Origin of the sequence: Streptomyces sp. NPDC055243 (genome assembly GCF_044544025.1) — a bacterium.
Lineage (GTDB): Bacteria > Actinomycetota > Actinomycetes > Streptomycetales > Streptomycetaceae > Streptomyces.
In genome coordinates this window covers 444,727-456,846 of the sequence record NZ_JBITWR010000001.1, presented here as the reverse complement: position 1 = coordinate 456,846, position 12,120 = coordinate 444,727, and the positions used below count along the sequence as shown (strand labels likewise).

Annotated in this window: 8 protein-coding genes; 3 read left to right on the top strand and 5 right to left on the bottom strand. The window is 72.2% G+C overall.

The features are described from left to right. Positions 1–226: 226 nt before the first annotated feature. Entirely contained in the window at positions 227–1,537 is a 1,311-nt protein-coding gene (locus ACIGXX_RS02420; protein ID WP_351156824.1) for a hypothetical protein, read from the top strand. 2 nt (positions 1,538–1,539) lie between these two features. Next, entirely contained in the window at positions 1,540–1,953 is a 414-nt protein-coding gene (locus ACIGXX_RS02415; RefSeq protein ID WP_399972808.1) for a hypothetical protein, read from the top strand. Between the two features lie 73 nt (positions 1,954–2,026). On the opposite strand, the gene ACIGXX_RS02410 is transcribed toward ACIGXX_RS02415, so the two are convergent. Next, positions 2,027–2,494 carry a VOC family protein gene (locus ACIGXX_RS02410; protein WP_399971946.1) on the bottom strand — a complete coding sequence of 156 codons (468 nt, stop codon included), beginning with the start codon at positions 2,492–2,494 and terminating at the stop codon, positions 2,027–2,029. Positions 2,495–2,604: 110 nt separating this feature from the next. Then, positions 2,605–3,879 carry a crotonyl-CoA carboxylase/reductase gene (gene ccrA / locus ACIGXX_RS02405; protein ID WP_399971944.1) on the bottom strand — a complete coding sequence of 425 codons (1,275 nt, stop codon included), beginning with the start codon at positions 3,877–3,879 and terminating at the stop codon, positions 2,605–2,607. A 228-nt stretch (positions 3,880–4,107) separates the two neighbouring features. Between ccrA and ACIGXX_RS02400 the strand changes: the two genes are divergently transcribed. Beyond that, a complete protein-coding gene (locus ACIGXX_RS02400; RefSeq protein ID WP_361464009.1) occupies positions 4,108–5,091 on the top strand; it encodes a fatty acid desaturase in 984 nt (327 codons plus the stop codon). On the opposite strand, the gene ACIGXX_RS02395 is transcribed toward ACIGXX_RS02400, so the two are convergent. The 3 genes from ACIGXX_RS02395 to ACIGXX_RS02385 all read right to left on the bottom strand — a co-directional run bounded on the left by ACIGXX_RS02395 (position 5,033) and on the right by ACIGXX_RS02385 (position 12,012). Continuing rightward, positions 5,033–6,055: an alpha/beta hydrolase gene (locus ACIGXX_RS02395; RefSeq protein ID WP_399971941.1), complete on the bottom strand. Its 1,023-nt coding sequence runs from the start codon at positions 6,053–6,055 to the stop codon at positions 5,033–5,035. The genes ACIGXX_RS02400 and ACIGXX_RS02395 overlap by 59 nt on opposite strands. A 69-nt stretch (positions 6,056–6,124) precedes the next feature. Next, positions 6,125–10,201 carry an acyltransferase domain-containing protein gene (locus tag ACIGXX_RS02390; protein WP_399971939.1) on the bottom strand — a complete coding sequence of 1,359 codons (4,077 nt, stop codon included), beginning with the start codon at positions 10,199–10,201 and terminating at the stop codon, positions 6,125–6,127. Then, positions 10,198–12,012: a fatty acyl-AMP ligase gene (locus tag ACIGXX_RS02385; RefSeq protein WP_399971937.1), complete on the bottom strand. Its 1,815-nt coding sequence runs from the start codon at positions 12,010–12,012 to the stop codon at positions 10,198–10,200. The genes ACIGXX_RS02390 and ACIGXX_RS02385 overlap by 4 nt, the downstream gene beginning before the upstream one ends. Between the last annotated feature and the right edge of the window lie 108 nt (positions 12,013–12,120).

Below are 12,120 nucleotides of genomic sequence, written 5' to 3'. Positions count from 1 at the left end.
CCCGGCAGTCGACCACTGGCGCTCCCATTCGGGGACTTTGACGGGCCATCACTTCTAACGCCCCGTCACCGACCGGTCGGAACAGCAGCCCAGCGCCTCACCTGCCACACCTCCAGCAACTGCCCTTTTCGGGTCAAATCCGGCAAAAGACATACCGTCATCTGATTCGTTCATCTTCTTGCGGTCTACACATGGTGAGACCAGGAAGCGAGTGAACGGAGTGGGTATGCGCTCGGTCGGCCGAAGGCACGCGCTGGGGCTCGGACTTGCGGTGACAGCGGGCGTGGGCCTTGCCGGGTGCGGTGCCGAGGAGCGTGTATCCAAGGGTTCGGCGTCCCCGTCGCCCTCCGGGGCGGCGCAGGGGCACGGGCACGAGGGAGAGGGCGGACGGCACGGCGCGCAGCTGAAGCAGGCACCGGCGCGTCCGATCGGCGACGGTTCGACGGCGTTCACGGGCAAGCAGCCGATGCAGCCGGACTCCCCTGTCCCCCTGGAGCCGGGTGAGACGCCCCCGCAGTTCGTGATCTTCTCCTGGGACGGTGCGGGCGAGGTCGGCAACGGTCTCTTCCCGCGCTTCTTGAAGCTGGCCGAGGACCACGACGCGAAGATGACGTTCTTCCTCTCCGGGCTCTACCTCCTCCCCGAATCCAAGAAGCGGCTCTACAAGCCGCCGAACAACGCGGTCGGCGCCTCCGACATCGGCTATCTCACCGACGGTCACATCAAGGAGACGCTGAAGTACGTCCGCCAGGCCTGGCTCGAAGGCCACGAGATCGGCACGCACTTCAACGGACACTTCTGCACCGGCACCGGAAGCGTCGCCCACTGGACACCCGCGCAATGGCAGAGCGAAATCGACCAGGCCGCCGGCTTCGTCAAGGAATGGCGCACGAACACCGGCTGGACCGATCTGCCGTCACTGCCCTTCGACTACGACAAGGAACTCGTCGGCGGCCGTACGCCCTGCCTCCTCGGCCGGAACAATCTGCTGCCCGTCGCCCGCGAACGGGGCTGGCGCTACGACTCCTCGTCCCCCGGCGGATCGCAGCGGTGGCCGGAGAAACGCCTGGGGGTGTGGGATCTGCCGTTGCAGCAGATCCCGTTCCCCGGGCACCGCTTCGAGGTCCTGTCCATGGACTACAACGTCCTGGCCAACCAGTCGAAGAATTCGACGCGGGCGCCCTCGTACAACTATCCCGGCTGGCGCACCCAGGCGACCCAGTCGTATCTCGCCGGTTTCCGGCGTGCGTACGAGACGAACCGTGCCCCCTTCTTCATCGGCAACCACTTCGAGGAGTGGAACGGCGGCATCTACATGGACGCCGTCGAAGAAGCCCTCAAGGGGATGGCCGGGAAGAAGGACGTACGCCTCGTCTCCTTCCGGCAGTTCGTCGACTGGCTCGACGTCCAGGACCCGGCCGTCCTCGCCAGGCTGCGCGGACTTCAGGTGGGCGAGCAGCCCGCGGGCGGCTGGCAGAGCTTTCTCGGCAAAGCGACCAAGCGAGAAATCAACAGAGAGATGGAGACAAGACGTTGACCGTGAACCGGTTGAAGCTGAAGCAGGTGTCGGTGGCGGGAATCGCGGCCCTCACCGTCCTGGCGGGGCCCGCGGTGGCCGGCGCCGGCGCCGTGAGCCCGCACTCCTCGCACGCACCCGGGGCCGCCGTGACCGCGGCTCCGCGCCCGACGCTGACGGCGAAGTCGACCGTGGGCAGCGTGCGGGCGTGGCACGACTTCCGCATCTACGGCGTCGGCCACCACATGCGCGCCGGTACGCGCGTCACGCTTCAGCAGAAGCAGGGCAAGCGCTGGGTGGCGCTGCCCGCGTCGGTGTACACCGCACGCTCCGGTGCGTACAACATGCGGGTCAAGCTCGGCCTCAAGGGCCGCAACTCCCTGCGCATCGTCGGCGGCGGCGCCATCTCGCCCGTGGTCTATGTGACGGTCCGCTGAGCCGGGCCCATACGCCCGTACGCCCGCACCCGGTCATGCGCTCACGGGCCATGACCGGGCCGCGGTCACACCCTCACAGCATGGCCGCGCGCCTCACGATCTCCTCCGGGGACACGTCCTCCAGGTGCGTGAGGAAGACCCAGACGTGCCCGTAGGGGTCGCGCAGGATCGCGGTCCTGTCGCCGTGGAACATGTTCGTCGGCGGCTGGAGCAGCTCCGCCCCCGCGGTGACGGCCCGGTCGGCGAGGGCGTCCACGTCGTCGACGAACACGTGCAGCGCGACCGACGGGCAACCCGCTCCCGACGGAGAGGTGAACACGCCCGCGGCATCTCCCAGCATCAGGGCCGAGCCGTTGATCTCGATCTCGGCGTGCATCACCTGCCCGTCCGGCGCCTGGAGCTTGAAGAGCTCCTTGGCGCCGAAAGCCTCCGCGTAGAAGTCGATCGCGGCCGCCGCGCCGTCGACCATGACGTGCGGGATCACGGAGTACCGGTAACGGCCGGGGACGTCGCGGCGGTTCAGCTGCTCGTTCGTGGTCATCGGTGTCTCCTGAAGTCGTAGGGCCCTGCGGTCCTGAAGGTCGCCGCGGGGCGGGTGCGCCCCGCGAACAACTCGACCGTAGAACCTCGACCAAACTTCAGGTCAACGCCTCATGCCACGCCCCTCCTGCCCAGCCCGGCCCGGGGCGCGAGCGCCAGGACGCCGACCTTCCCGGTGTGCCGGTTGGCCTGGACGAGGCGGGCGGCTTCGGCGGTGTCCCTCAGGTCGTACGTCACCGACAGGGCGGACCGGATGTGACCGAGGTCGAGCAGACGCGCCACGGCGGCCTGTTCCTGGAGGTTGGCTCCATGGCTGCCGATGACGCGCTTGAGGCGCATCCAGAGGTAGCGGTTGTCGAACTCGTGGAGATAGCCGGTGCTCGATCCGCAGGTGACGACGGTGCCGCCCCGGCGGACCACGAAGACGGAGACCCCGAAGGTCGCCCGCCCCACGTGCTCGAACACGATGTGCGGGTCCTCCCCCACCTCGGCGCGAATCCGCTTGCCGAGCTTCTTGCCGACCGCCGCCGGGTCGGCCGGAGCGGTGCCGGTCAGGCCGATCTCGGCGCGGTTGATCACCGCGTGGCAGCCGAAGGCACGGGCACGCTCCGCCCTCTCCTCGCTGCCGACCACGCCCACCGCGATGCCGCCACCGCCCCGCACGAGCTGCGCGGCGTACGCGCCGAGGCCGCCCGCCGCGCCCCAGATCAGCACGATGTCGCCCTGGGTCATCCGCGCGCCGCGGTCGCTGACCAGCATGCGGTAGGCGGTGCCCGCGCACAGCGGGTTGGCTGCCGCCTCTTCCCAGGTCGACTTGGGTGATTTGGCGATGAGTTGATTCGCGCGGGCCACGCAGTAGTGGGCGAGTCCGCCGAAGTTGGTCTCGAAGCCCCAGGCCAGTTGGGAGTCGCCGAGCATGCCGTCGGCGTGTGTCGCAGGTTCCTCGTCGTCGACGTAGGCGGGGGTGACCACGACCTCGTCGCCGACGCTCCAGCGGCGCACCCCGGCGCCCGTACGGACGACGACGCCGGCCGCGTCCGAACCGACCACGTGATACGGCTGATCGTGCCGCGCCGCCCAGCCGCCTTTCGCGCCGAAATGCCGCAGAAAGGAGAAGGTAGATATCGGCTCGAACATCGCCGACCACACGGTGTTGTAATTGATCCCGCTCGCCATGACGGCCACCAGGACTTCGTCCGGGGCGAGTTCGGGCATCGGCACTGATCCCACGTGCAGTGTTTTTCGGACGTCTTTGTCCGCCACCCCCGTGAAACTCTCCACGTCTTCCTTGCGCAGATGCGCGGCGGTGAATTCGGCGGGTAAGGGAAGTCGGCGCAGTTCGTCCGCGTCGGCTCCCGCGACGACTGCCTCTGCTAGCACATCCATGACGTTCCTCCTTCGGCACAGCTGTCCGGTGGTCGGGGTTCGTGCGGTGCGGGCCTACTGTTCCGGGTTCATACATTGCGGCGGAACACCCGCTCCCCACAAGCAGATCGGCTCCAATTCACCAGGATCGCCAATCGAATCGCCGTCCTGTCATCACTTTTCGAGTAGAAGCCTCTCCCTTTCCCTCGCTAATGTCCGGCTCACTCGCACGGAAAGGTGAGGAAACCCATGGCAGAAGAGAGCGCGAACGCCGCTTGGGGCGAACGCATGGGCACAGCGGACCGGGTCGTGGTGGGGGTGTTCGTCGGTATTCCCTTTGTCGCGGTGATCGCGTCCGTCGTCGTGCTGTGGGGCTGGGGCGTCACCTGGCACGACCTGGTGATCGGCGCGGTGATGTACGCCATCGCCGTGCACGGCATCACGGTCGGCTACCACCGCCTGTTCACGCACAAGGCGTTCAAGGCCGCCCGCCCCCTGAAAATCGCCCTCGCGGTGGCCGGGACGATGGCCGTCGAGGGTGACGCGATCACCTGGTGCGCCGATCACCGCCGCCACCACCAGTTCGCCGACCAGCCGGGCGACCCGCACTCCCCCTGGCGGTTCGGCACCTCCGTGCGCGCGCTGCTCAAGGGCATGGTGTGGGCGCACGTCGGCTGGACCTTCAACAACGACAGGACCAACCAGCAGAAGTACGTCCCCGACCTCCTCGCCGACCGCGACCTGGCCCTGGTGGCGCGCTGGCAGCCGCTGATCGTGCTGTTCTCGTTCGGTGCGCCCGCCGTGGCGGGAGGGCTCTGGGGCGAGGGCGCCTGGGACTCCGGCGCCGCCTGGTCGGCCTTCTTCTGGGCCGGGCTCGTCCGCATCGGTCTGCTCCATCACGTCACCTGGTCGATCAACTCGATCTGTCACATCAGCGGGGACCGGCCCTTCCGGGTCCGGGACCGCTCCGGGAACGTGTGGTGGCTCGCCCCGTTCTCCGGCGGTGAGTCCTGGCACAACCTCCACCACGCCGACCCGACGTCCGCCCGGCACGGGGTGCTGCGCGGCCAGATCGACTCCAGCGCCCGGTTGATACGCCTCTTCGAACTGGCCTCGTGGGCCAGCGCGGTGCGCTGGCCGGACGAGCGGCGCCTCGCCCGCCTGTCCGCCGATGTCAGGACGCCTGCGCGGGAAGCCCAAGGCCCGCCGCCAGCGTCGGCCAGGAAGCCTTGAACTCCCGCTGCCAGGAGGGCCAGGCGTGTGAGCCGCCGCGGTAGAAGTGGACCGTCGCCGGAACTCCCGCGCGGTCCAACTGCCGGGTGAAACCGTGTGCTTGGCCCCACAGCGTGCCCTCCAGGACCGCCCCTTCCAGGTTGCCGAAGTCGCTGCTGGGGATGCCGCTGCCCTGGGAGACGTAGAGCCGGGTTCCGGCCAGGTGCTTGGCCAGGGCGGCGGGGTTGTGGCGGTTCCAGTTCTCGCGGTGCAGGAAGGGGCTGCCCCAGAGGGCGGAGGGGAGCTGGAGCTCCCGGGCGACGATGGCGTTCATGACCGTCGGCATGCCGAGGGCCGTGGTGTCCAGGACGCCGCTGTACGAGGCCGCCGCGCCGAAGGTGCCGGGGTGCCGGGCGGCGAACGCCATGGCGCCGTAGCCCCCGGTGGAGACTCCGGCGACGGCGCGGGTGCCGTTCGCGCGATAGGTGGCGCGCAGGAGGCCCGTCAACTCCTCGACCTGGAAGGCCTCGTAGTCGGGTGCGGTGGGGCTGCCGTGGTTCCACCAGTCGGTGGGGATGCCGGTGGGGCCCGACGCCGGGATCACGGTGATGACGTCCTTGTCGGCCAGGAACTCCTCGACGTCCGTCTCGCGGGTCCAGGAGGTGTAGTCGTCGTGGGCGCCCTGGAGGAGGTAGAGCACGGGCCAGGTGCGGTCCGGCTGTTCCTTGAAGCGGGTCGGCAGGATGACGCGCACGGGGAGCTGTTTGCCCACGGCGGGTGAGTCGATGGTGAGGTCGACGGTGCGGGAGTCGAGCCACTTCTCGCCGACGACGCGCGGACTGTCGGCGGCTCGGGCCGCCGCGGGCGCCGCGGTGGGTGTGCCCAGGGCGGTGGGGGTGCCCAGGGCGCCGCCGGTGGCGAGGAGGGCGGCGACCGCGGCCAGGGCGGCCAGTTTCTTGCGTGGTCTGCGGTGCTTGTGACGCATGGGGGCGGTCCTCTCGGCGGGGGTGCAGGCGGGCGGGTCAGGGGTCGGCGGGGGCGGTCGTGGGCCGGGTCAGTCGTCGGGCAGGTCGCGGGCCAGGAGCTCCGCGAGCGTGTCCACGACCGGGGGGTCCAGCAGGGACAGGTGGTGGCCCGGCAGGGGGGTGACCGTGAGGTCGGTGCAGTGGGCGTCCCAGCCGAGGCTTGCGTCGTCCCGTTCGTAGCGGATGTCGCGCACGGTGTGCGGGGCCGGTTCGGTGGCCCGGTAGAGCAGCGTCCGGCCCGCGTACGGCCCTGGTGTGTGGCGTTCGCCGCTGCGCAGGTCGAGGGCCGATGTGCGCTGGTGGTCGAGGACGGCCCGGGGCAGGTCGACGGCCTGCTCGAGCAGCTTCATGACGAGAGCGATCTGCTCGGCGTCGTCCAGGCGCGCCAGTTGCTCGTAGGGCAGCGGGAGATGGGCGCGGTACGTACGGCCTATGTACGTGGCGAAATCGGCGTACCGGCGGCGGGCTTCCTCTGCCGGGCTCAGACCTGGGGGCGCGGGCAGGGGCAGTACGGAGTCGAGGAGGACCAGGGCCTTGACGGTGCCGTGTGGCGTGAGGAGCCGCGCGGCTTCCTGGGCCAGCAGACCGCCGTAGGACCAACCCCCCATCAACCATGGCCCGTTGGGGGACAGCGCGCGGATGCGTTCCGCGAAGTGCTCCGCGCGGGGCTGGAGATCCTCGGGGGCGACCAGCCTGTCGAAGCCGTAGACGGGGCGGGTCCCGGACAGGCGTGCCGCGAGGCGTGCGTACACCTCGGAGGTGCCGCCTGCGGCGTGGGCCAGGAAGAGGGGGGTGCCGCGCCCGGCGTCGGCGAGGACGCGCAGGGGCCCGTCCGTGCGCGTTGCCCGGGGCTTCTCCGCCGCCCTGTCGGGAGCCGCGCCCCGCCCGTCGGGCCCACGATCCGGCAGCAGGTCCGCGACCCCCCTCAGCGTCGCCTGCCGCAGCAGCACCCCGGGCTCCACCCGCACCCCGAACTCCCGCTCCACGGCGGTCCGGATGCGTGCCGCGGTGAGCGAGTCGAGGCCCAGGTCGGTCAGAGGGGTGTCGGCGTCGATGCGGTCCGGGGTGTAGCCCATGACGTCGGCCACGCAGCCGCGCAGGCGGTCGAGCGGGCCCGAGGCGCGGGTGGGCGCCGGTGCGTGACGCGGCCCCTCCTGCGGGCCGGGAGCCTCCCCCGCCCAGAACCGGCGGTGGCGCCAGCACGGCGTGGGAACGTCGACGATGCGCGCGCCGGGATGCAGACGTTCACGTGGTCCGGCCACGCCCACGCCTCGCACCAGCAGGGAAGCCAGTGACGTACGGAAGGTGAGCGCGTCGTCCGTGTCGCGGCGCAGGGTCGGCAGGATCAGCGATCCGTCGGCGCCCGCGTCCCGCAGCGTCTCGGTCAGCGGGTGCAACTGCGTGGGGTGCGGGGCGACTTCGACGAACACCCGGTGGCCGTCCTGCGCCGCCGCGCGTACCGCCTGGCTGAAGCGGACTGGTCGCCGCAGGTTGGCCACCCAGTAGTCGACGTCGCAGGGCCACGGGTCCCGCGGGTCGGACAGGACGGTGGAGTAGCGGCGGCAGCCGGGGCGCGCGTGCCGCACGGTGCCGAGCTCGCGGGCGAAGTCGGCGAGCAGCGGGTCGACGTCGGGCGAGTGCCCGGCGCCGGTGACGCGCAGGGAACGGGCGAAGCCGCCCTCTTTGGTGACGTGGTCGATGAGTCCGCGCACGTCCTCGGCGGAGCCGGTGACCACGCTCTGCGCGGGAGACGCGTGAACGGCGACCTGCAGCGTGCGGAAGTCGGCGGCCAGGGCCTCGATGTGCTCGCCGGGGCGGTCCACCACGGCCATGGCCCCGCCCGTGAGTCCGGCGAGGAGCCGTGAACGGATCGCGACGACGCGCGCGCCGGTGGCCGCGTCGAGGGCGCCGCAGGCGACGGCCGCGGCGATCTCGCCCATGGAGTGGCCGATCACGGCCGCGGGCTCGAAGCCGTACGCCTTCCACAGCTCGGCGAGGGCGACCTGCATTCCGTAGAGGGCGGGCATGACGACGTCGGGGGAGGTCAGATCGGCGCCGGGGGCCATGCAGTCCCGCAGGGAGATGCCGGCCTGCTCGCGCAGCAGCGGTTCGAGACGGTCGACGGCTGCCGCGAACCCCGGTTCCGCGGCGAGGAGTTCACCGCCCATCCCGGCCCACTGCGAGCCGTACCCGGAGAAGACCCACACCGCCCCGGGGCCGCCCCCGGGCGCGGGCGCCCCGACCAGCACCCGCCCGTCGGGCTCCCGCCCGGCCAGCCGAGCCAGCGCCGTGGTCAGTTCCTCCCGGCCGCGGGCGACGACCGCCGCCCGGTGGCGGCCCCGCCCCACGCGGCCCGCGAGGGTGCGGGCCAGGTCCGCCGGGCGGACGGCGCGGCTGTCCGGTCCGGTCAGCCACTGGGCCAACTCGCCCGCGTACGCGCGTACCCGGTCCTCGGTCACGCCGTCGAGCAGCGTGATGACGGGGCCGGTCGCGGCCGGGCGTGCGCCGCGCGGCACGCGGTGTTCCGCCAGGACCACGTGGGCGTTCGTGCCTCCGAAGCCGAACGCCGAGACGCCCGCGCGTGCGGTGCCCGAGTAGCGGGGCCACGGCTCGGGGCCCGTGACGACGCGCAGGCCCAGTGCGTCGAGGTCGGCGTGCGGGCCCGGTGCCGTGAAGTGCAGGTGGGGCGGGATCTCGTCGTGGTGCAGGGCGAGGACCGTTTTGATGAGCCCGGCGATGCCCGCAGCCGCCTCCAGGTGGCCGATGTTCGTCTTCACCGAGCCGATGAGCAGCGGCTGGTCTGCGGCACGCCCGCGCCCAGCGCCGAGCGCGGCCGAGAGCGCGGACGCCTCGATGGGGTCGCCCAGGGCTGTGCCCGTGCCGTGCGCCTCGACGTAGTCCACGGTCGCGGGTCCGGTGCCGTGGCACTGTTCCAGGAGGGTGCGCTGGGCCTCCGCGCTGGGGGCGGTGAGGCCGTTGGAGCGGCCGTCCGAGTTGACGGCGGTGGACTCGATGACCGCGAGGACGCGGTCGCCGTCGCGCTCGGCGTCCGCGAGGCGCTTGAGGACGACGACGCCGCAGCCCTCGCCGCGCACCATGCCGTCGGCCGTCGCGTCGAACGCCTTGCACCGGCCGTCGGCGGCCAGCGCCCCCGCGCGCTGGAAGCCGAGTGTCACCGCCGGCGAGAGCAGCAGGTTCACCCCGGCGGCCAGCGCCATGTCGCTCTCCCCCGCGCCGAGGCTGCGTACCGCGTGGTGCACGGCGACGAGCGAGGAGGAGCACGCCGTGTCGACGGCCATGCTGGGACCGCGCAGGTCCAGGAGGTAGGACAGGCGGTTCGCGGCGATGCTCAGGGCCGCGCCCGGCGGGGTCCAGGCCCCGACCGACTCCGGGTCCGCGGTGGTGAGATGGGCGTACTCGTTGCCGCTGATGCCCACGAAGACGCCGGTACGGGTGCCCGCGAGGGACGGCGCGGGCAGGGCCGCGTGGTCGACGGCCTCGCGGGCGACCTCCAGGAGCATGCGCTGCTGGGGGTCCATGGCGGTGGCCTCGTGCGCGCCGATGCCGAAGAACTCGGCGTCGAAACCGGCCACGCCGCCGATGTCCCCGTCCCCGAGGAAGCCACCGTGTCTGCTGATCTCGTCCGGCAGGCTCTTGCCCTCCCGCACGAAGGGCGCCCAGCGGTCGTCGCCGACGGTGCCCACGGCGTCGCGGCCCTCGCTCAGGAGCCGCCAGAACGCGGCGGGCGATGTGGCGCCGCCGGGCAGCCGGCAGCCGACGCCGATGACCGCGACCGGCGCACCGCCCCGCGCGGACGGCAGGTCGGTACTCACCTGCTCCGACGGCGCACCGCCGTGCTCCGGTTCGCCGCGCGCCACGCGCTGTGCGAGCGCGCCGATCGTCGACGCCTCCCAGAGCAGCGTCGCGGGCAGCCGGGTCCCCGCCAGGTCGCTGAGGCGCGCCGTGAGGACGACCGCGTCCCGCGAGGTCAGGCCCAGCTCCGCCAGCGGGCGGTCGTCGGCGATCTCCTCGGCCGCCAGGCCGTACCAGGCGCTCAGGCTCTCGACGATCGCGGCCCGGATCTCCGCGTGCGCCTCCCCCCTCATCGCGCGCCCTCCGCGCCGCCCCGGCCCCCTTCGCCGAAGGCGCCGAGCAGGTAGCGCGCCCGGCCCGCCGCTCTGGCGACCTTGCCGCTGCTCGTCCTGGGCAGTGCGCCCGGCGGTATGAGCAGGAGTTCGGCCAGGCGCAGTCCGTGCCGGGCCGAGACGGCGGCCGTGGCGGTGCGCAGCGCGGCGAGCGCGTCCTGTTCGGTGGGCTCCGCGCCGCGCCGGTGCTCGGCGACGACGACCAGGACGTCGGTCTGCGTACCCGTCCAGGGCACGCAGAACGCGGCGAGCCGGTCCCGTCGTACGAGATCGACGGCCGACTGCACGGTCTCCTCGATGTCCTGGGGGTAGTGGTTGCGGCCGTCCACGATGATCAGGTCCTTGAGCCGCCCGGTGACGTACAGCCGCCCTTCATGGAGCGCGCCGAGGTCTCCCGTGCGCAGCCACCCCGCGTCGCCGTCCGCGCCCGTGGAGCCGGGCGGGCGGAAGCCGAACACCTCCTCGGAGAGCCCGCCGCGCTTCCAGTAGCAGAGGCCGACGTTGGGTCCGCGCAGCAGGATCTCGCCGACCTCGCCCGGACCCAGTGCGGCGCCGGTCGACGGGTCGGCGACGAGCAGTTCCTGCCCTGCCGGGGTGCCGCAGGCAACCAGGTGGGTGGCTTCCGGGTCCGTCGGCTCCCGTAGGGCGAGTTGTCCTTCGGACAGGGCGAGCGGATCGCACGCCAGGATGGTGGGCGGTGCGGCGAACGAGTCGGTCGTCACGAACACGGTGGCCTCGGCCAGGCCGTACGCCGGGCAGTGCGCCTCGGGTGCGAGGCCCGCCTCGGCGAAGGCGTCGCGGAAGCGGTCGACGGTGCCGGGGCGCACGGGCTCGCTGCCGTTGATGAGGACCTTGACGCGGTCGAGCCGCATCTCGGCGGCCTCGTCCCGGTCGATCCTGCTCGCGCAGTAGTCGTAGGCGAAGTTGGGGGCCGCGCTGATCGTGCCGGGATACGCGGCGAGCAGCCGCAGCCAGCGCACCGGGTGCTCCAGGAAGGCGACCGGGTCCATCAGGACCGAGGGGAAGCCGCCGACGACGGGCGCGGCCACGCTCAGGACGAGGCCCATGTCGTGAAAGAGCGGCAGCCAGCCGACCGTCGTGCTGCTCGCCGCGTCGGCCGCGAAGGCCTCGATGGCCTGGCGGGCGTTGGCCACCACGTTGGCGTGGCTGATCACGACGCCCGCCGGGCTGCGGGTGGAGCCGGAGGTGTACTGGAGATAGGCGATGTCGTCCGGTTCGAGCCGCTCCGGGAGTTCGGGCCGTTCCGTGGGGGCGGTAGCGGAGTTCTCGCTCGGCCGGTCCACCAGGACCACCGGCACGCGCGGCAGCCCCTGCTCGGCCATGAAGCGCTCGACCCCTGCGGCGGTGCCCGAGTCGGCGAGGACGCACGAAGGCTCGCAGTCGGCGAGGACGGCGGCCAACCGCCCCTCATGGCCGGGTAGTTCGGGGCCGAACAGCGGGACGGCGATCACTCCGGCGTAGAGACAGCCGAGGAACGCCGCCGTGTAGTCCAGGCCCTGCGGAAGCAGCAGCGCCGCCCGGTCGCCGGGGCCCGCGCTCGCCGCGATCCGTCCGGCGATCGCGCGGGCGCGGACGTCGAGGCCCTGCCAGCCGAGGGTGTGGTGCAGGCCGGGTGAGGACGGGTCGGGGAACTCCACGTAGGTGAAGGCGCGCTGGTGCGGACGGTCGGCGGCCCAGTGCGCCAAGTGGTCGGTCAGCAGGGCGCCTTCGGGCGGCCGAGGGGCCCGCTGAGGGGACTGGGGACTGGACATGGCGGCTCCAACTGGACGGCGCGGGGACCGGAACGGGCGTCGCGGGGACCGGGACGAGCGGTGCACCAGGTTCCGCCCGGACGTGACACGCGAGTAAGACGGCTTGCT

Bases quoted from the DNA above. Each gene is read 5' to 3' on its own strand.
- ACIGXX_RS02410 (WP_399971946.1), bottom strand. From the start codon at position 2,494: ATGACCACGAACGAGCAGCTGAACCGCCGCGACGTCCCCGGCCGTTAC.
- ACIGXX_RS02400 (WP_361464009.1), top strand. From the start codon at position 4,108: ATGGCAGAAGAGAGCGCGAACGCCGCTTGGGGCGAACGCATGGGCACA.
- ACIGXX_RS02395 (WP_399971941.1), bottom strand. From the start codon at position 6,055: ATGCGTCACAAGCACCGCAGACCACGCAAGAAACTGGCCGCCCTGGCC.
- ACIGXX_RS02420 (WP_351156824.1), top strand. From the start codon at position 227: ATGCGCTCGGTCGGCCGAAGGCACGCGCTGGGGCTCGGACTTGCGGTG.
- ACIGXX_RS02385 (WP_399971937.1), bottom strand. From the start codon at position 12,012: ATGTCCAGTCCCCAGTCCCCTCAGCGGGCCCCTCGGCCGCCCGAAGGC.
- ACIGXX_RS02390 (WP_399971939.1), bottom strand. From the start codon at position 10,201: ATGAGGGGGGAGGCGCACGCGGAGATCCGGGCCGCGATCGTCGAGAGC.
- ccrA (WP_399971944.1), bottom strand. From the start codon at position 3,879: ATGGATGTGCTAGCAGAGGCAGTCGTCGCGGGAGCCGACGCGGACGAA.